This window comes from Bradyrhizobium sp. R2.2-H, assembly GCF_004346455.1.
GTDB classification, from domain to species: domain Bacteria; phylum Pseudomonadota; class Alphaproteobacteria; order Rhizobiales; family Xanthobacteraceae; genus Bradyrhizobium; species Bradyrhizobium diversitatis.
Window position 1 is genome coordinate 434,341 of sequence record NZ_SMBR01000002.1, and the last position, 18,830, is coordinate 453,170.

An 18,830-nucleotide genomic window follows, 5' to 3' on the forward strand; every position below is an offset into this window, starting at 1 on the left:
GTTGATAGGTTCTTGATCAGTACGGTCTTGCCGCTTGAGGCACGGGAGCACGGACGGAATTGTTGATCACGACCGTGCCCAGCACGAAATCGTGCAGCAGGCGACGGCGGCCGTTGAAGAGGCCAACCAGCACCACCAAGGGCGACAGGAACGAGACCGTAATCCAGAACAGCACGGCATGGGTGGCACCGAGCACGAAGTAGCCGGGCGCGCCGTACCAGGTGCGCAATTCCAGGTCCATGACCCGCATGCCGATCGTCGCCGACGACGGACCGCCGATGCAGGCGCCGTAATAGACGATGGCCCAGATGACGGAGGCGGGCCAGGCGATCCAGAACAGGGCCCAGCCGATGCCCAGGGTGACCACGCCGAACAATGCGATGAAGACGTAGCCGAGGATCACGGGAACGGAGATCACGACCATGTCGATCAGGAACGCAAAAACGCGCCGCGTCGCCACGCCGCGGAACAGTTCCGGATGCAGGTAGGGGTCGTAGGCGTGCGGCTGCACCCCGCCGTCATTGCGCCAGACGCCTGAATCACTCGAGTCATACGACATCGTCCGTCCTCCCGGGAGGAAAACCCCTCGTGTCACGACATGGGAGCAGACCATGCCCGTGCCAAGGGCGCGCGAGCGTCAGCAAACCGAAATATTCCGGCGATTCGGGGGCGGGGAAGGCCTGATGGTCGGAGGCTGACATCGGCGCCACATCCTCGGTCTAGTCCCCGCGAAACGCGGGGATCCATAACCACAGGGAGGAGTTTGGCGAAGACTCGCAGTTCATCCTTCGTCTGTACGACCAGTGTGTACCATAGATGGATCACGCGGTATGGATCCCTGCGTTCGCAGGGACGACACCGAAGATGGAGCTTGAGCTTACCCCTGCGTCCGCAGCTTCTCCGCTGCCTTCGGCGCGAAATAGCTCAGCACGCCGTCCGCGCCGGCGCGCTTGAAGGCGAGCAGGCTCTCCATCATGGCACGTTCGCCGTCGAGCCAGCCGTTGTTCGCGGCGGCCACGATCATCGCGTATTCGCCGGAGACCTGGTAGGCGAAGGTCGGCATCGCAAACGTATCCTTCACGCGGCGGACCACGTCGAGATAGGGCATGCCGGGCTTCACCATCACCATGTCGGCGCCTTCGGCGATATCGAGCTCGACCTCGCGCAGCGCCTCGTCGGTGTTGGCGCTGTCCATCTGGTAGGTGCGCTTGTCGCCGGTCAGCGCCTTGGCCGAGCCGATGGCGTCGCGGAACGGGCCGTAGAAGGCGGAGGCATATTTGGCTGCATAGGCCATGATCTGCACGTCGAGCAGACCTGAGCGATCCAGCCCCTCGCGGATCGCGGCGACACGGCCGTCCATCATGTCGGAGGGGGCGATGATGTCGCAGCCCGCCTCGGCCTGCACCAGCGCCTGGCGCACCAGCACCGCCACCGTCTCGTCGTTCAGGATCTTGCCGTCGGAAATCAGGCCGTCATGGCCGTGGCTGGTGAAGGGATCGAGCGCGACGTCGCAGAGAATGCCGATCTCCGGAAACTCCTTCTTGATCGCACGCACCGCCTGGCAGACCAGGTTGTCCGGGTTGGTGGCTTCCGAGCCTTCTTCGTCGCGCAAGGAGGGGTCGGTGTAGGGAAACAGCGCGACGCAGGGGATGGTCAACTTCATCGCGCGCTCGGCCTCCCGCACGGCCTGGTCGACGCTGAGGCGGTCGACGCCCGGCATCGAGGCGATCTGTTCGCGCTTGTTGTGGCCGTCGATCAGGAACAGCGGCCAGATCAGGTCGTCGGTGGTGAGGACGTTCTCGCGCACCATGCGCCGGGCCCACTCGGCCTTGCGGTTACGGCGCGGACGGACGGTCAGATCGAGGGCATGGGGCACTGCGGTGCTATCCCGGCGCGAAACCTCGCGCAATTCGATCGGACGTCCGTATTTGATCGCCATCACTCTTCCTCCGGCTGGAATTATTCTTATACCAGCTCGCACGGTTCCCGTCACCGCGGCTTGACCTGCCGCAAGGCAGAATTGAACTGACTTGGCAGCCGATTGATTTTGCGGGGCGAAGCAGCCAGAAGGGGCCATGTCCGAGATCTCCACCCGCGATGCGGCCCGCGACGGCGCCCAGGCCAGGGACGCCGCCCGAGACAATGCCAGAGAGAACGCGTTGTCGGTGGCGGCGATCTCCTCGGAGCGCACCCAGTCCGATGACAATGTCTGGACGCGCCGGCTGGTGCTGTTCCTGCGGGTGATGGCGCTGCTCTCGATCCTGAAGGGTCTCTATCACTGGGCCCAGGTGACGGGGTTCGTCGGCGGCGAGGACGAGGCGTTCGAGAACCAGTCGATGGCCTGGCAGGCCGCGACCGTCTACTTCGCCGTGATCGAGCTCGTGGCCGCGGTCGGCCTCTGGCTCGCCACGCCCTGGGGCGCGGTGGTGTGGCTCACGACCGTGGTGTCGATGGCCGTGATCGAGCTGATGTTCCCCGGTATCTACGGCGGCAGCCTCGTCGTGGTCGGCGTCGAGGTCTTCATGCTCGCCGCCTATCTCGCGCTCGCCTGGATGGCCGCGCGCGAACGGCCGCCGTAGGCGTCGCGTCGCGCGCAAATTCTCGTGCGCCGGACGCAATGCAGCGCGGCGCACTTGCGGCGCTCTGCGTTGCAGAGCCGGGGCCCATCTCTCCGACATCTCGCTTGCAGCTCTGGGTCCGGATCTTCGCTTCGCTTGTCCGGGACACGGGAGTGGCGCTTGCGGAGTTGTGCGCGTTTGGTTGACCGTTGGTTGCGTAAAATTCGACGTAAGTTTTCGCTAACCAGCCGCTTTCGCCACAGCCGTTACGCGCGCGTTTCGAAACGGGGCGGGGCTGTTCTGGAATGCGACAACAGGGGCGGACGGAGGGTGAACAGGACCTTGCGAGGGTCAACAGACGGTTGCGAAAAGCCCTTGTGGCACAGGCTTAATCCGCAATTCACTGTCTTAAATTCATGATCTCTTTATTCTCTTATTTAAGCCGATCTTCAAACGGCCCCCTTAAGTTGCACCTATCAGGCGGGACACAAGTTTCGTCGAATAAGTGTCGATAAAAACGACAACAGGGGAAGTGTCATGATGAAAGCCGTCGCAACTGCGGCAGATACCGCAGAGCGCGTCTCCGGCCAGCAGGGTTCGGTGCAGTCGCTCTATCTGGAAGCTTTGACTCTGGTGGAGCGGCTGCATCGCCGGCTCCTCGACGTGATCAAGGATGAATTCGATCGCCGCGGCCGTGCGGACATCAACTCGGTCCAGGCGCTCTTGCTCTACAACATCGGCGACAAGGAGCTGACCGCGGGCGAGCTGCGCACGCGCGGTTACTATCTCGGCTCCAACGTCTCCTACAATCTGAAGAAGCTCGTCGAGCTCGGCTTCCTCGATCATCAGCGCTCGCGCGTTGATCGCCGCTCGGTGCGCATCCGCCTGACGCCGCAGGGCCAGGAAGTCCGCCGCATCGTCGATGCGCTCTACCAGAAGCACGTCAAGACGGTGGAGCAGGTCGGCGGCATCTCCGGCGACGAGTTTGCGACCCTGAACAAGTCGCTGCACCGCCTCGAGCGGTTCTGGACCGACCAGATCCTCTATCGCCTCTGAGTTTTCCGAAGGGATCAAGGTCAAGCCGGCCCGCAACAAGACCGGCAGCCTTCCCGAACGTGCCTGACCTCCCCAAGCGCGCCGGCCCGGATTCTCCGGACCGGTGCGTTTTGTGTTCTCGCACCTGCGAAAAAATGTGCCGGCCGTGGGGAACCAGTTCCGGGCTGGGCGCTTATCTCCTTCGGATCGGAGAGATGTCGATGCTGGTCGAGCGCGGGCTTCGGGCGATGAACGTGGAACTCGTCAGCGAGGCCTATGGCATCGCCGCGAATTACCTTCGCCGTTCCGGCGCGATCCCCGACACGCTCGTCACTGACGAACGCCTGCTCGGCGTCATCGTCAAGCTGCTCCAGCAAGGCGAATTCAACAAGATCAGGCTGGCCAACAAGGCGATTGCCCGGTTCCAGGCGCAGATCGAGGCCAAGGCGGTTGCCTGATCGAAACTCCCAAAATCGCGACCAACCAGAGGATGCCATGGAAGCTGCCATCGACCGCATCATGCACACCTATGACCTGCTCGCCAACCGCACCGCCGCGGCCAGCGAGGAGGCGCGTGTCAAGGTCACGAACTACCTCAACATCCTGATGGAAGCCGGCGAGAAGGACCCCCACAGGTTGACGGTGTGCGGCCTGACCTACCTGCGCCAGCTCGACGGCAGCGTGGACCCGGTGAAGGCGGGCTATACGGGGCTGTGAGACGGCACTGGGCCGGGCCGGTGGCTCTTGGCGTGAGATGAGGCCCCATCGGCCCTGTCGAGATATTGCAGAGGAATGGTTCCATAGAACCGCTCCCGCGCCGAAAACCTCCGATCCCCCACCACATCTTGCATAAATATCAGGCTCGACCCGCAACTACTTGGCCTGTTGCGGGCGATGTGGTAGATCGCGCTCGCCGCTTCCGATCGCCACACCAGACCCGTCCGTAGCCCGCCAAAAGGCTGCGGGGGTGGAGATATTCGCAAGATGACCGCACCCAAAACCGCCTCCGCGCCCGATTCGTTTTTCACCGCCTCGCTCGAGCAGGCCGATCCGGAAATCGCCGCCGCCATCAAGGGCGAGCTCGGCCGGCAGCGCCACGAGGTCGAGCTGATCGCCTCCGAGAACATCGTCAGCCGGGCCGTGCTGGAAGCGCAGGGCTCGGTGATGACCAACAAGTATGCGGAAGGCTATCCGGGCGCGCGCTACTACGGCGGTTGTGAGTGGGTCGACGTCGCCGAGAACCTTGCGATCGATCGCGCCAAGAAGCTGTTCGGCGCTGGCTTTGCCAATGTGCAGCCGAACTCCGGCAGCCAGATGAACCAGGCGGTGTTCCTGGCGCTGCTGCAGCCCGGCGACACCTTCATGGGGCTGGATCTCGCCGCCGGCGGCCATCTCACCCATGGCTCGCCCGTCAACATGAGCGGCAAGTGGTTCAAGGCCGCGCACTACACCGTGCGCCGCGAGGACCAGATCATCGACATGGATGCGGTCGCCAGGCAGGCCGAGCAGGTCAAGCCGAAGCTGATCGTCGCCGGCGGCTCGGCCTATTCGCGCGCCTGGGACTTCAAGCGCTTCCGCGAGATTGCGGACAGCGTCGGGGCGTACCTCCTGGTCGACATGGCCCACTTCGCCGGCCTCGTCGCCGGCGGCGTGCATGCTTCGCCGGTGCCGTATGCGCACGTCACCACGACGACGACACACAAGTCGCTGCGCGGTCCGCGCGGCGGCCTCATGCTGTGGAATGATGAGACGCTGACCAAGAAGTTCAACTCGGCGATCTTCCCGGGCTTGCAGGGCGGTCCGCTGATGCATGTGATCGCGGCGAAGGCGGTCGCTCTCGGCGAGGCGCTGCGGCCGGACTTCAAGGTCTACGCCAAGAATGTCGTCGAGAACGCCAAGGCGCTGGCGGAAGCGATGAAGAGCCACGGCTTCGACATCGTCTCGGGCGGCACCGACAATCATCTGATGCTGGTCGATCTCCGGCCGAAGGGTCTGAAGGGCAACGTGTCGGAGAAGGCACTGGTCCGCGCGGCCATCACCTGCAACAAGAACGGCATTCCGTTCGACCCGGAATCGCCCTTCGTCACGTCAGGGATTAGGCTCGGCACGCCGGCCGCGACCAGCCGCGGGTTCGGGGTGGCCGAATTCCAGCAGGTCGGCGGCATGATCGCCGAGGTCCTCAACGCGATCGCGCAATCCTCCGACGGCAAGGCGCCGCTGGTGGAAGCTGCGATCAAGGAACGGGTCAAGGCGCTCACCGACCGGTTCCCGATCTACCAGTAAGGCGCCGCATGATCCGGAAAAGTATGTTCCGGTTTTCCGAAAAGATCATGCGAAAATAGAGGTCTCGTTGGATGCGCTGCCCGAACTGCAACAGTCTGGATACGCAGGTAAAGGACTCGCGTCCGACCGAGGACTCGTCCGTGATCCGCAGGCGGCGCGTGTGCGTCGCCTGCAATTTCCGCTTCACCACCTTCGAGCGCGTGCAGCTGCGCGAGCTCACGGTGATCAAGCGCAACGGCCGCCGCGTGCCGTTCGACCGCGACAAGCTGATGCGCTCGGTGCAGATTTCGTTGCGCAAGCGGCAGGTCGAGCCGGAGCGGGTCGAGAAGATGGTCTCCACCATCGTGCGCGAGCTCGAGACCGGGGGCGAGGCCGAGATCTCCTCGGAGGTGATCGGCGAGACCGTGATGGAGCATCTGCGCACGCTGGACGACGTCGCCTATGTGCGCTTTGCTTCAGTCTACCGCAACTTCCGCGAAGCCAAGGATTTCGCCAACGTGCTCGGCGAGCTCTCCGGTGAGGAGGAAGCGCGGCTCGCCGCGATCCGCAAATGATCTTCCGCATCCTGGAAGACCAGTTCGCGCAGAAGGCCCGCGAGGCCAAGGACGCCGATCGCCGTTTCATGGAGCTGGCGCTCGCGCTGGGCAGGCGCGGGCAGGGGCGGACCTGGCCCAATCCGGCCGTGGGTGCCGTCATCGTCAAGGACGGCGTCATCGTCGGCCGCGGCTGGACGCAGCCGGGAGGACGGCCGCATGGCGAGCCTGAAGCGTTGCGGCGCGCAGGCGAGGCGGCGCCCGGCGCCACGCTCTATGTCACGCTGGAGCCATGCTCGCATTTCGGCAAGTCGCCGCCTTGCGCCGATGCGGTGATCGCTGCCGGCATCAAGCGGGTGGTGGCGGCGATCGAGGATCCCAATCCTGAGGTCGCAGGCCAGGGGCATGCGCGTCTGCGTGCCGCCGGCATCGATGTGGATGTGGGTCTTTGCGCGGCGGAGGCTGCCTTCGACCATGCCGGCCATTTCCGCCGTATCAGGGATCACCGCCCTCATGTGATCCTCAAGCTCGCGGTTTCGCCCGACGGCAAGATCGGCGCGGCCGGCGGCAAGCCGCTCGCGATCACGGGGGAAGCCGCGCGCGACCGCGTACATCTCCTCCGCGCGCGCAGTGACGCGATCCTTGTCGGCATCGGAACGGTGCTGGCGGACGATCCGCTCCTCACCTGCCGCCTGCCGGGCATGGCGGCGCGCTCGCCGGTGCGCGTGGTGCTCGACCAGAGCCTGCGCATTCCCGCATCGAGCCAGCTCGTGCGATCCGCGCGCGAGACGCCGCTCTGGGTGGTGGGGTCCGAGCTCGCCGAGGCTGCCGCCGCCATGCGGCTCGGCGCGGCCGGTGCGCAGCTCATTCGCGTGTCGCCGAAGGGCACGTCCGGGCTCGATCTTGCGGCCGTGCTGCACGCACTGGCCGAGAAAGGGATCACGCGGCTGATGGTCGAGGGCGGCAGCCGTGTCGCCGCGTCCTTCGTTGCGGCCGATTTCGTCGACGAGATCTGGCTGTTCCGCGGGGCGGAAACGGTGGGCCCCGGCGGTGTCGATGCGCTCGATGCATTGCCCCTGTCGAAAATCACGCATTCGCCGGCCTACAAGGTTCATGCTAGCGAGACCTTCGGTAAGGATACTCTCACCATCTACGAGCGCGCCTAATGTTCACCGGCATTGTCACCGATATCGGCGAGATCGTCAGCTTCACGCCTACGGCGCAGGGGCAGCTGCATCGCCTGCGCATCGCCTGCCGCTACGATCAGGGCACGATTGCCGACGGCGCCTCGATCGCCTGCAACGGCGTCTGCCTGACTGTGGTTGCCTCGGGCGTGGAAGGCGGCAAGGGCTCTGCTCAAAGGACCTGGTTCGACGTCGATGCGGCCGCCGAGACACTGGCGCTGACGACGGCAAAGCACTGGAAGCTGGGCACGAGGCTCAATCTCGAGCGCGCGCTCAAGATCGGTGACGAGCTTGGCGGCCATATCGTCGCCGGCCATGCCGACGGCATCGCGACGCTTCTCAGCCGCGAGGATCTGCCCGACATGGCGCGGTTCGAGCTCTCCACCACGCGGGAGCTGGCGCGGTTCATCGCCACCAAGGGCTCGATCACGCTCGACGGCGTGTCGCTCACGGTCAATACGGTCAAGGACGTGAGCTTTTCGGTGCTGATCATCCCGCACACGCTGACGGTCACGACGATCGGCGACTGGAAGGCGGGGGACGAGGTCAACATCGAGGTCGACCTGATGGCTCGCTACGCGGCCCGGCTGACGGAGATGAAGTGACCGGCAAAGCCGGTCATTCCGGGGCGCGAAGCGAACTCTGGTGCGCAATTGCGCACCAGAGAATCTCGAGATTCCGGGTTCGGCTCTTCGAGCCGCCCCGGAATGACGGTTTCTAACTTGGCTTACATGCTTCCGGCGACTACATAGCGCCGACCCCTTTCGAAACGGATTGAACGATGGCAGACGCGCGGCGCGCACCCCTGAAGGACCAGACCGACATTTCCGGCGCGCGCGCGCTTGTAGTCGAGGCGCGGTTCTATGACGATCTCCAGGACGCGCTTCTGGATGGCGCGGTGACTGAACTGAAGGCGGCCGGCCTGACCCATGACGTGATCACGGTTCCCGGTGCGCTGGAAATCCCGGCGGCTGTCGCCATCGCGGTCGATGCCGCGGCGGCGAACGGCAAGCCCTATGATGCGGTGATCGCGCTCGGCTGCGTGATCCGCGGCGACACCATTCATTTCGAGATCGTGTCGCAGGAATCCTCGCGCGCGCTGATGGACCTCGCAGTGGCGCGAAAACTGCCGCTCGGCAACGGCATCCTCACCGTCAACACCGAGGCGCAGGCCTGGGCGCGGGCGCGCGCCAGCGAACTCGACAAGGGCGGCGACGCCGCGCGCGCCGCGCTGGCGATGCTGCGCATCAAGCGCCGCCTGGCGCAGGCCTGAAGCCATGGCCGATAACACAAAAAAGCCGGCAGGAGCTGTCGAGAAGAAGGCCAACCGGCGCGGTGCGGCGCGGCTCGCAGCCGTGCAGGCGCTGTACCAGATGGATATCGCAGGTGCCGGCATCAACGACATTTTCGCCGAGTTCGAGAGCCATTGGCTCGGCAACGAGGTCGAGGGCGATACTTACCTGCCGGCCGAAGCCGCCTTCTTCCGCGACGTGGTCTCGGGCGTCGTGCGCGACCAGAAGAAGCTCGATCCGCTGATCGACGAGGCGCTGTCGAAAGGCTGGCCCCTGAAGCGGATCGAGGCGATCCTGCGGGCGGTGCTGCGGGCCGGAGCCTATGAGCTCCAGCACCGCAAGGACGTGCCGGGCCGGGTGGTGGTCTCCGAATATGTCGACGTCGCAAATGCCTTCGTCGACCGCGAGGAGACCGGCATGGTGAACGCCGTGCTCGACCAGATCGGCCGGCAGTTTCGCGGCGACGAGTTCGGGCGGGGGTAGTTTCCCGCGAGGGCGGTGAAGTGATGCGAGACGACTGCTCCATACTCCGCTGTCATCACCCGCGAAGGCGGGTGATCCAGTACGCTGCGGCCTATCGGGCTGACACGACAGTCTCTGGAATAATGGATCGCGCGGTCCTAGTGCGCAATTGCGCACTGGCCGGGCGATGACAGCGGTGGACGTGGCTGGCGCTGATGGCAAACAATCCCTCCGCCGAAGACTCCCTCATCGCGCGCTACTTCAAGCCGCTCGCGACCGATCCCGGCGCATTCGGGCTCGTCGATGACGCCGCAGTCCTGTCGTCAGCCGGCGAGGACATCGTCGTCACCACTGACGCCGTCGTCGAGGGCGTGCATTATCTTGCCGACGATCCGCCCGACACCATCGCGCGCAAGGCGCTGCGGGTGAACCTGTCCGATCTCGCCGCCAAGGGCGCGGTGCCGGCCGGCTTCGTGCTGACGCTGGCGCTGCGCAGCCATGAGGATGCCTGGCTCCGTCCGTTTGCGGACGCGCTGGGCGAGGACGCCAGGACATTCGCATGCCCGCTGCTCGGCGGCGATACGGTGTCGACGCCGGGCCCGCAGATGATTTCGATCACTGCCTTCGGCCGCGTGCCGCAGGGGCGGATGGTCGGGCGCACCGGTGCAAAGCCAGGGGATTGCATCCTCGTGACGGGAACGATCGGCGATGCCGCGCTCGGCCTCGACGTGCTCAAAGGCGGTGCCGCTGCCGCAGCGGTCGCGTCCGATCCTGCCGCGAGGGAAGCCCTGGTCTCACGCTATCGGGTGCCACAGCCGCGCAACGTGCTGGCGCAGGCGGTGCGCGATCATGCGACCGCAGCAATGGACGTCTCCGACGGTCTCGCTGGCGATCTGGCCAAACTCTGTGCAGCGTCCGGGGTCTCGGCTTCGGTCGACGTGACAAGCGTGCCGCTCTCGGCCGTGGCGGCCGGCCTGCTCGCAAGCAACGTCGTTTGCGTCGAGACGCTGCTTGCGGGGGGCGATGACTACGAGGTGCTGTGCACCGTTCCGCCGGCGCAAAGCGAGGCGCTGATGGCCGCTGGGCGGGCCGAGGGCGTTGCGGTGACCATGATCGGCATGATCGTGGAGGGGCAGGAGCGGCCGCGCTTCCTGGACGGGAAGGGCCAGGACCTGCTCTTGACGCGGCTGTCCTACAGCCACTTCTAGGAATTGCTCCAAGCCGGCATCTTGGTTCTCAGCACTCGGTCCTAAATACCTGCCGAGATCGACGGTTTCGGCCTTATCCGGCGTTGCACCCTCTATTTGATTTTGGCAAGCTCGCGACCGACTAAGGCCGCCCCTTTTGGGCAAGGGGCGGCCTTGTTCGAAATCAAGGCGCCGCACCGCACGACGGACAATAAAAGGCGCCGGGGGTACATCAAGGATCTGAGGCAAAAATCACATGACAGCATTATGGTTGATAGTGCTCTGCGGAGTGCTTTCCGTCGTCTACGCGATTTGGGCGACGTCTTCGGTGTTGAGCGCGGATGCGGGGTCGCCGCGCATGCAGGAGATCGCAGGAGCCGTGCGCGAAGGCGCACAGGCCTATCTGCGGCGCCAGTACACCACGATCGGTCTCGTCGGCATCGTCATCTTCGTGCTGCTTGCCTATTTCCTCGGGCTCTATGTCGCGATCGGTTTTGCGATCGGCGCGATCCTGTCCGGCGCTGCCGGCTTCATCGGCATGAACGTCTCGGTCCGCGCCAATGTGCGTACCGCCCAGGCCGCGACGAAGTCGCTCGCCGGCGGGCTCGAGCTCGCCTTCAAGGCCGGAGCGATCACCGGTATGCTGGTGGCGGGTCTCGCGCTGCTGGGTGTGACCCTCTATTTCGGCTTTTTGGTCCACTCGCTGAAGCTCGCGCCCGATAGCCGCGTCGTGGTCGATGCCCTGGTGGCGCTCGGCTTCGGCGCCTCCCTGATCTCGATCTTCGCCCGTCTCGGCGGCGGCATCTTCACCAAGGGTGCGGATGTCGGCGGCGACCTCGTCGGCAAGGTCGAGGCCGGCATTCCCGAGGACGATCCGCGCAACCCCGCGACCATCGCCGACAATGTCGGTGACAATGTCGGCGACTGCGCCGGCATGGCTGCCGACCTGTTCGAGACCTATGCGGTGACCGCGGTCGCCACCATGGTCCTTGCGGCCATCTTCTTCGCCAAGACGGCGATCCTCTCCAACATGATGACGCTGCCGCTCGCGATCGGCGGCATCTGCATCATCACCTCGATCATCGGCACCTTCTTCGTCAAGCTCGGGCCGAGCCAGTCGATCATGGGCGCGCTCTACAAGGGCCTGATCGCGACCGGCATCCTGTCCCTGATCGGCATCGCGCTGGTGATCTACTACCTGATCGGCTTCGGCAAGCTCGAGGGCGTCGACTACACCGGCATGGCGCTGTTCGAATGCGGCGTGGTCGGCCTCGTCGTCACCGCGCTGATCATCTGGATCACCGAATACTACACGGGCACCGACTACCGTCCGGTGAAGTCGATCGCCCAGGCCTCGGTGACCGGTCACGGCACCAACGTGATCCAGGGCCTTGCCGTCTCGATGGAAGCGACCGCGCTGCCCGCGATCGTGATCATCGCCGGCATCCTGGTCACCTACAGCCTCGCCGGCCTGTTCGGCATCGCGATCGCGACCGCCACCATGCTGGCGCTGGCCGGCATGATCGTCGCGCTCGACGCCTTCGGTCCCGTCACCGACAACGCCGGCGGCATCGCCGAGATGGCGGGCCTGCCGAAGGAGGTGCGCAAATCCACCGATGCGCTCGACGCGGTCGGCAACACCACCAAGGCGGTGACCAAGGGCTACGCGATCGGCTCCGCCGGTCTCGGCGCCCTGGTGCTGTTCGCGGCCTACAACCAGGACCTCAAGTTCTTCGTTGCCGGCTCCGCGCAGCATCCCTACTTCGCCGGCGTCAATCCGGACTTCTCGCTCAACAACCCCTACGTGGTGGTGGGCCTCTTGTTCGGCGGCCTCTTGCCGTATCTGTTCGGCGCGATGGGCATGACGGCCGTGGGCCGTGCGGCGAGCGCGATCGTCGAGGAGGTGCGACGCCAGTTCCGAGAGAAGCCGGGCATCATGCAGGGCACCGACAAGCCTGACTACGGCAAGGCGGTCGACCTGCTGACCAAGGCGGCGATCAAGGAGATGATCATCCCCTCGCTGTTGCCCGTGCTGTCACCGATCTTCGTCTACTTCGTGATCTACGCGATCGCGGGCGGCGGCGCGGCCGGCAAGTCGGCGGCGTTCTCGGCCGTGGGCGCAATGCTGCTCGGCGTGATCGTGACGGGCCTGTTCGTCGCGATCTCGATGACCTCGGGCGGCGGCGCCTGGGACAATGCCAAGAAGTACATCGAGGACGGTCATTTCGGCGGCAAGGGCTCTGACGCCCACAAGTCGGCCGTCACCGGCGACACCGTCGGCGATCCCTACAAGGACACGGCGGGCCCTGCGGTGAACCCGATGATCAAGATCACCAACATCGTGGCCCTGCTGCTGCTGGCGATCCTGGCGCACTGAGCGGCGCCAACTCTGCAAAACAGAACCCCGCGGTGCGAGCCGCGGGGTTTTGTTTTGGTGGCCGGACCCTCTCACCACGTCATTGCGAAGAGTTCTTGCGACGAAGCGATCCAGGGTCTTTCCACGGAGAGAGACTGGATTGCTTCGCTACGCTGGCAATGACGGAAGAGAGACCTACTGCACGTCCATCTGCAGCCCTTCCTTCTGGATGATGCCGGCGAACTTCTTCGTCTCGGCGTCCAGGAAGGCGGCGAACTGCTCCGGCGTACCGTAGTCGGCGCGGGCGCCCATTGCTGCGATCTGCTTCTTGACGTCGTCGCGCTCCAGCATCGCCTTGACCTGGAGATTGAGCGCGTTGAGCACCTCGGGTGAGACGCCCTTCGGCAGGAACACCGAGAACCAGGACGAGATGTCGAAACTCGCCAGCTCCGGCGCGCTTTCCCGCATCGTCGGCAGGTTCGGCGCGAGGTCGCTGCGCTCGGTCGTGGTGACGCAGAGACCGTTGAGCGTGCCGTTCTGCACCTGAGGCAGGCTCGGATAGAGGTTGTCGAACAGGATCTGGATGTCGCCGGCGAGGGCCGCTTGCAGCGCGGGTCCGGCGCCGCGGAACGGGATGTGCGTCATCTTCAGGCCGGTGAGCTGGAGGAACCAGGCGCCGGTGAGGTGAGGGCTCTGGCCGACGCCCGAAGAGGCGTAGCTGAGCTTGTCCGGATTGGCCTTGAGATAGGCGATGAGCTCGGGGATCGACTTGATGCCGGTCTTCGGATGCGCCGAGACGATGTTCGGGATCCGGATCATGTTCGAGACCGGCTGGAGCTGGTCGGGCTTGTAGGTGAGGTTCTTGAAGATGCTGTAGGCGATCGCGTTCGGACCGGGATTGCCGATCAGGATGGTGTGTCCGTCCGGCTTGGCGCGGACCACCTCGGCGGTCCCGATGGTGCCGCCGCCGCCCGAGCGGTTTTCCACGACCGCCGACTGGCCCCAGGCGGTTTGCAGATGCGCGGCCAGGAGCCGGCCCATCACGTCGGTCGAGCCGCCGGCCGCAGCCGGCACGACGAGGCGAACGTTTTCGGTGGGCTTCCAGTCGGCGAGGCTCGATCGCGGAAGTATGGCTGCGGCTGAAAGGCCGGCAGCGCCGGTGAGCACGCGACGGCGGGACAACAAAGGCTTAGGCACGAATCCACTCCCTGCTTCTTGCTTTGCAGGGACCGTAGGGAACAGCTCGTGTGACCGCAAGTCGCGTGCGACGGCAAGTGGCGCGCGCAGAGCGGCACGACGACGCAGCTCGGAGCGATTTACCTTCCCACGGAATTGGAAGGGCTCCGGCTGCGTGTTGGACGCATTTTTTCCGCGCGAGCCGTTATCGACTCCGCGCCAAAGCGCTGTGGAGTCTCAATTGAAGCTGAGCAGCTTGAACAGCGGCGCGAGGTAGCTCATCTCCTGGCCCGACGTCGGCGTCGTACGGCTGATGAAGTCGAAGATCTTGCCGTCCTGGAGGCCGTAATTCGCAAGCCGGCGCACGCGCCGGTTCTTGTCGAAATAGATCGCGATGACGCGCTGGTCGACCACCTTCTGGTTCATGAAGGCGACCGGGCGCTCCGAGCGTTGCGAGATGTAGTAAAACACCTCACCGTCGAGGGTCGCGACCGTGGAGGGCGTGCCCATCACGATCAGCACCTGGTCCTGGCTTGCGCCGATCGGGATCTGCTCGAGCGCGCCGGGCGGCAGGATGTAACCCTTCTGGAACTGCTCGCCCGTACAGCCCGCAAGTGCCGCGCCGACCACGGTCGCGGCAGCGAGCATGCGCAAGCCGCGCCAGCATGCATGGAGGCCTCGCCGCGGGTTCGCGCGCAGGCTGGTCTTGTTCGTTGTCGTCATAGCGGAACTGATTCCGTCCCCTTGCGTCGCGCGAGGCGCTGAAGTACCGGGCTGGGCGTCTTAATGCAACACGCGCGCGCCCGCTTGCGGAAACCACAATGCTTTGGCCGTTCAATCACTTCAGGAAACCCCGACTGACCCCGCCGGGCACCATTGAAGCCATCTATGGCATGATCGTGACGCAGGCGCGAGAACCCATATTTTACCGTGACTTGGGCGTGCCCGATACGGTTAACGGACGTTTCGATCTGTTGCTGTTGCATCTCTGGCTGCTGCTGCGCCGCCTGCGCGCGGTCCAAGGCGGCACTGGCGGCGCCACGGAGCTGTCCCAGGCGCTGTTCGACCGCTTCTGCGAGGACATGGACGACAATCTGCGCGAGATGGGTGTGGGCGACCAGACCGTGCCGAAGCGGATGCGGGCCTTCGGCGAGGCGTTCTACGGCCGCGTCCAGGCCTATGATCAGGCCATGGAAGGCGGCGGCGAGGCGCTGGCATCGGCGATCTGCAAGAATATCTTGAACGGGACCGGCTTCGGCCAGGCGCAGCAGCTCGCGGCCTATGCCCGGGCCAGTGAGGCCGAACTTAGCCGGACCGACGATGCCGCGCTGCTGCGCGCCTCCTTCAAGTTTCCTCCAGCGCTCCCTGAGGATGTCACGCCATGAGTCGACCGAATGCCGGATCCGAGCCCGATCCCTGGCGGGCGCCCGTCATCGTTGCGCAGATCCCTGAAGCAGGCCTGCATCGCGAGCTTGAGGCCTCAGCGGCCGAGCGGCAGGCCATGGCAGCGCTCGCGGGCGTGCGGGAGATCCTGTCCGCGCATGCCAGCTTCGATGTCGTGCCGAAAAGCGGTGGGCGGGTCCAGGTCACGGGACTTGTTCGCGGCCGGATCGGCCAGACCTGCGTCGTCACGCTGGATCCGATCGAGAGCGAGATCGAGGAGGAGGTCGACCTGATGTTCGCCCCGGAGGCAGAGGCACGGCGCCTGGCCGATCTGATCGAGGAGGGGCAGGACGATGAGGGGCCGCCGACGGTCGCCGATCCTCCCGAGCCGATCGCTGGTGGCATCATCGACCTCGGCCGGCTCGCCACCGACGCCCTGTTCCTGGCGATCGATCCCTATCCGCGCAAGGAGGGGGCCGTGTTCGAGGCGGAGGTCGCCGCCCCCGATCCCGAGGACCATCCCTTCGCGGCACTGAAGGCGCTTCACGACAAGAAGAAGGGGCCATAGGGCATTTCCGCTTGTGCCCGCCTTGCGAGGGGACGCGAGGCATTTCCCTTGATGGTTTGAAAGAAGCATTTATCCTTCTGATTTCAATGTCTTTCCTGCTCAATCCGGGGGCCGTGGCCGTATCGCCCCAAATGCAAAAGGCTGGGGGCAAGAGGTTGTTTCGGGGTAACAAAACGCTATTGTCGCGCCCCGGTCCGGGTGCGGCGAGGCGCCTGACCGATCGCCATGTCCGTGGCGAACCCATTTCGCGGCCCCGCTAGCTCAAGACCGCACCAGACCAGGTTTCCAGGACTTTCATGCCAAGCAAGGTTCGCATCGCGCTGGACGCCATGGGGGGCGACGTCGGCCCCGCCGTGGTCATTCCGGGCGCCGCCATCTCGCTGGGCAGGCATCGCGATACCGAGTTCCTGCTGGTCGGCAACCGCGCCAGGATCGAGCCCGAGCTCGACAAGCACCCGAAGCTGAAAGCCGCCTCCAGGATCGTCCATACCGACGTCGCCGTCAGCATGGAGGACAAGCCGAGCCAGGCGCTGCGGCGCGGCCGCAAGTCCTCCTCGATGTGGCTCGCGATCGATGCAGTCAAGAAGGGCGAGGCGGATGTCGCGATCTCCGCCGGCAATACCGGCGCACTGATGGCGATGGCGCGCTTCCACCTGCGGACGCTGCCGGGCATCGACCGCCCGGCCATCTCCGCGATATGGCCGACCATGCGCGGCGAATCCGTCGTGCTCGACCTCGGCGCCACCCTCGGCGGCGATGCGCACCATCTGGTGTCGATGGCGGTCATGGGCGCAGCCAAGGCGAGCGTGCTGTTCAACAAGAAGCGGCCGACGGTCGGGCTGCTCAACATCGGCGCCGAAGAGATCAAGGGCCACGAGGAGATCCGCGAGGCCAGCGAGATCCTGCGGGCGAGAAACCTGCCGGAGCTCGACTATATCGGCTTCGTCGAGGGCGACGGCATCGGCAAGGGGCTGGCCGACGTCATCGTGACCGAGGGCTTCAGCGGCAACATCGCGCTCAAGGCCGCCGAGGGAACCGCCCGGCAGATGGCGGAATTGCTCCGTAACGAGATGCAGCGGAGCTGGCTCTCCAAGCTCGGCTATGTCTTCGCCCGCAGCGCCTTCCAGGCCCTGCGCGACAAGATGGACCCCAACAAGTCCAATGGCGGCGTGCTGCTGGGACTGAGGGGGGTGGTGGTCAAGAGCCACGGCGGAACCAACGCCGAAGGCTTTGCCTATGCGATCGATGTTGGCTATGAGATGGCTCACTACGATCTCCTGAACAAGATCAATCAGATGCTCAACCGCGAGGGTGGTGCACTCAGTTTCGTGCAGCCCGCGCCGGAGGATGTTTCGTGACTCAAATTCGTTCGGTCGTGCTCGGCTGCGGCTCATATCTGCCGGAGCAGGTGGTGACCAACGCCCAATTGGCGGCCCGCATCGACACCTCCGACGAGTGGATCGTTCAGCGCACGGGCATTCGCGAGCGGCACATCGCGGCCGAGGGCGAGTTCACCTCGCACCTGGCGATCAAGGCGGCGCAGGCCGCACTCAGCGATGCCGGCATGGACGCGCAGTCGATCGACCTCATCGTGCTGGCGACCTCGACCCCGGACAACACCTTCCCCGCGACGGCTGTCGCCGTGCAGCACGGGCTCGGCATCAACCATGGCGCTGCCTTCGACCTCCAGGCGGTGTGCTCGGGCTTCGTGTTCGCGCTGGCCACTGCCGACAATTTCCTGCGCACCGGCGCCTTCAAGCGCGCGCTGGTGATCGGCGCCGAGACCTTCTCGCGCATCCTCGACTGGAACGACCGCGGCACCTGCGTGCTGTTCGGCGACGGCGCCGGGGCGGTGGTGCTGGAGGCGCAGGAGCAGCCCGGCAATGCCGCGACCGATCGCGGCGTCGTGACCACGCATCTGCGCTCCGACGGCCGCCACAAGGCAAAGCTGTTCGTCGACGGCGGCCCGTCCTCGACCCAGACCGTCGGCCATCTGCGCATGGAGGGCCGCGAGGTCTTCAAGCATGCGGTCGGCATGATCACCGACGTCATCGTCGATGCCTTCCAGGCGACCGGGCTCGATGCCGACAGCATCGACTGGTTCGTGCCGCACCAGGCCAACAAGCGAATCATCGACGCCTCCGCCCACAAGCTTCACATCGCGCCGGAAAAGGTGGTGCTGACGGTGGACCGCCACGGCAACACCTCCGCGGCCTCGATCCCGCTGGCGCTGTCGGAGGCGCGCAAGGACGGCCGCATCAAGAAGGGTGACCTTGTTCTCCTGGAGGCGATGGGCGGCGGCTTCACCTGGGGCTCGGCGCTGCTGCGCTGGTAAGCCGCAGTCGATAAAATTTTGCCGGAATCAGTGCCGATTATCGATGCGTCTGCATTGATGAGCGCTGTTGACCGCCGTGTCGTAACCTCATAATTTCAGACAACAATTGTTCGCCGTGATGTGGGGCAGGGCGATGACCGATCAAAGTAAAACCGTAACGCGTGTCGATCTCTGCGAAGCCGTCTACCAGAAGGTAGGGCTATCGCGCACGGAATCGTCCGCTTTCGTGGAACTCGTGCTGAAGGAGATCACCGATTGCCTCGAAAAGGGCGAGACGGTGAAATTGTCCTCGTTCGGGTCCTTCATGGTGCGCAAGAAGGGGCAGCGCATCGGCCGTAATCCGAAGACCGGTACCGAGGTGCCGATCTCGCCGCGCCGCGTCATGGTGTTCAAGCCGTCGGCGATCCTGAAGCAGCGGATCAACGGCCAGCACCGCGCCAATGGCGACGCCACCAGCAAGGCTCAACAAGAGGCGTAA

Annotated in this window: 21 protein-coding genes; 17 read left to right on the top strand and 4 right to left on the bottom strand. The window is 65.1% G+C overall.

The window, feature by feature from the left end:
* Window positions 1-16: 16 nt before the first annotated feature.
* Window positions 17-559: an RDD family protein gene (locus EDE08_RS06150; protein ID WP_061877766.1), complete on the bottom strand. Its 543-nt coding sequence runs from the start codon at window positions 557-559 to the stop codon at window positions 17-19.
* 318 nt (window positions 560-877) lie between these two features.
* Entirely contained in the window at window positions 878-1,939 is a 1,062-nt protein-coding gene (gene hemB / locus EDE08_RS06155; protein WP_131868088.1) for a porphobilinogen synthase, read from the bottom strand.
* A gap of 136 nt (window positions 1,940-2,075) precedes the next feature.
* Between hemB and EDE08_RS06160 the strand changes: the two genes are divergently transcribed.
* The 12 genes from EDE08_RS06160 (at window position 2,076) to EDE08_RS06215 (ending at window position 12,911) form a co-directional block, all read left to right on the top strand.
* On the top strand, window positions 2,076-2,579 hold the full coding sequence (locus EDE08_RS06160; protein ID WP_131868089.1) for a DUF6163 family protein: 504 nt from the start codon (window positions 2,076-2,078) through the stop codon (window positions 2,577-2,579).
* A gap of 516 nt (window positions 2,580-3,095) precedes the next feature.
* Window positions 3,096-3,614, top strand: a complete 519-nt coding sequence (gene ldtR, locus EDE08_RS06165) for a transcriptional regulator LdtR (protein WP_025036696.1) — start codon at window positions 3,096-3,098, stop codon at window positions 3,612-3,614.
* 200 nt (window positions 3,615-3,814) lie between these two features.
* Window positions 3,815-4,051 carry a hypothetical protein gene (locus tag EDE08_RS06170; protein WP_131868327.1) on the top strand — a complete coding sequence of 79 codons (237 nt, stop codon included), beginning with the start codon at window positions 3,815-3,817 and terminating at the stop codon, window positions 4,049-4,051.
* Between the two features lie 37 nt (window positions 4,052-4,088).
* A complete protein-coding gene (locus tag EDE08_RS06175; RefSeq protein ID WP_131868090.1) occupies window positions 4,089-4,310 on the top strand; it encodes a hypothetical protein in 222 nt (73 codons plus the stop codon).
* Window positions 4,311-4,577: 267 nt separating this feature from the next.
* Entirely contained in the window at window positions 4,578-5,876 is a 1,299-nt protein-coding gene (gene glyA / locus EDE08_RS06180) for a serine hydroxymethyltransferase (protein WP_131868091.1), read from the top strand.
* A gap of 71 nt (window positions 5,877-5,947) precedes the next feature.
* Window positions 5,948-6,430 carry a transcriptional regulator NrdR gene (gene nrdR / locus EDE08_RS06185; RefSeq protein ID WP_131868092.1) on the top strand — a complete coding sequence of 161 codons (483 nt, stop codon included), beginning with the start codon at window positions 5,948-5,950 and terminating at the stop codon, window positions 6,428-6,430.
* Entirely contained in the window at window positions 6,427-7,575 is a 1,149-nt protein-coding gene (ribD, locus tag EDE08_RS06190) for a bifunctional diaminohydroxyphosphoribosylaminopyrimidine deaminase/5-amino-6-(5-phosphoribosylamino)uracil reductase RibD (protein WP_131868093.1), read from the top strand. The genes nrdR and ribD overlap by 4 nt, the downstream gene beginning before the upstream one ends.
* On the top strand, window positions 7,575-8,198 hold the full coding sequence (locus EDE08_RS06195; protein ID WP_061877771.1) for a riboflavin synthase: 624 nt from the start codon (window positions 7,575-7,577) through the stop codon (window positions 8,196-8,198). The genes ribD and EDE08_RS06195 overlap by 1 nt, the downstream gene beginning before the upstream one ends.
* 176 nt (window positions 8,199-8,374) lie before the next feature.
* Window positions 8,375-8,866 (top strand): 6,7-dimethyl-8-ribityllumazine synthase, encoded by a 492-nt coding sequence (ribH, locus tag EDE08_RS06200; RefSeq protein WP_131868094.1) that lies wholly within the window; start codon window positions 8,375-8,377, stop codon window positions 8,864-8,866.
* A gap of 4 nt (window positions 8,867-8,870) precedes the next feature.
* A complete protein-coding gene (gene nusB / locus EDE08_RS06205; RefSeq protein ID WP_131868095.1) occupies window positions 8,871-9,368 on the top strand; it encodes a transcription antitermination factor NusB in 498 nt (165 codons plus the stop codon).
* A gap of 194 nt (window positions 9,369-9,562) precedes the next feature.
* Window positions 9,563-10,555 carry a thiamine-phosphate kinase gene (thiL, locus tag EDE08_RS06210; RefSeq protein ID WP_131868096.1) on the top strand — a complete coding sequence of 331 codons (993 nt, stop codon included), beginning with the start codon at window positions 9,563-9,565 and terminating at the stop codon, window positions 10,553-10,555.
* 235 nt (window positions 10,556-10,790) lie between these two features.
* Entirely contained in the window at window positions 10,791-12,911 is a 2,121-nt protein-coding gene (locus EDE08_RS06215; RefSeq protein ID WP_131868097.1) for a sodium-translocating pyrophosphatase, read from the top strand.
* 174 nt (window positions 12,912-13,085) lie between these two features.
* On the opposite strand, the gene EDE08_RS06220 is transcribed toward EDE08_RS06215, so the two are convergent.
* Entirely contained in the window at window positions 13,086-14,087 is a 1,002-nt protein-coding gene (locus EDE08_RS06220; protein WP_131868098.1) for a Bug family tripartite tricarboxylate transporter substrate binding protein, read from the bottom strand.
* A gap of 216 nt (window positions 14,088-14,303) precedes the next feature.
* Complete coding sequence (locus EDE08_RS06225; protein ID WP_131868099.1) at window positions 14,304-14,789, bottom strand: outer membrane protein assembly factor BamE; 486 nt, start codon at window positions 14,787-14,789, stop codon at window positions 14,304-14,306.
* A 98-nt stretch (window positions 14,790-14,887) separates the two neighbouring features.
* Here EDE08_RS06225 and EDE08_RS06230 point away from each other — a divergent pair, with 98 nt between their 5' ends.
* The 5 genes from EDE08_RS06230 (at window position 14,888) to EDE08_RS06250 (ending at window position 18,830) form a co-directional block, all read left to right on the top strand.
* Window positions 14,888-15,451: a ubiquinol-cytochrome C chaperone family protein gene (locus EDE08_RS06230; RefSeq protein ID WP_131868100.1), complete on the top strand. Its 564-nt coding sequence runs from the start codon at window positions 14,888-14,890 to the stop codon at window positions 15,449-15,451.
* On the top strand, window positions 15,448-16,017 hold the full coding sequence (locus tag EDE08_RS06235; RefSeq protein WP_131868101.1) for a YceD family protein: 570 nt from the start codon (window positions 15,448-15,450) through the stop codon (window positions 16,015-16,017). The genes EDE08_RS06230 and EDE08_RS06235 overlap by 4 nt, the downstream gene beginning before the upstream one ends.
* A gap of 296 nt (window positions 16,018-16,313) precedes the next feature.
* The gene (gene plsX, locus EDE08_RS06240; protein WP_131868102.1) at window positions 16,314-17,375 is read left to right on the top strand and encodes a phosphate acyltransferase PlsX; all 1,062 of its coding nucleotides are present in this window, start codon (window positions 16,314-16,316) and stop codon (window positions 17,373-17,375) included.
* The gene (locus EDE08_RS06245) at window positions 17,372-18,352 is read left to right on the top strand and encodes a beta-ketoacyl-ACP synthase III (RefSeq protein ID WP_131868103.1); all 981 of its coding nucleotides are present in this window, start codon (window positions 17,372-17,374) and stop codon (window positions 18,350-18,352) included. The genes plsX and EDE08_RS06245 overlap by 4 nt, the downstream gene beginning before the upstream one ends.
* 133 nt (window positions 18,353-18,485) lie before the next feature.
* Window positions 18,486-18,830: an integration host factor subunit alpha gene (locus EDE08_RS06250; protein WP_028136003.1), complete on the top strand. Its 345-nt coding sequence runs from the start codon at window positions 18,486-18,488 to the stop codon at window positions 18,828-18,830.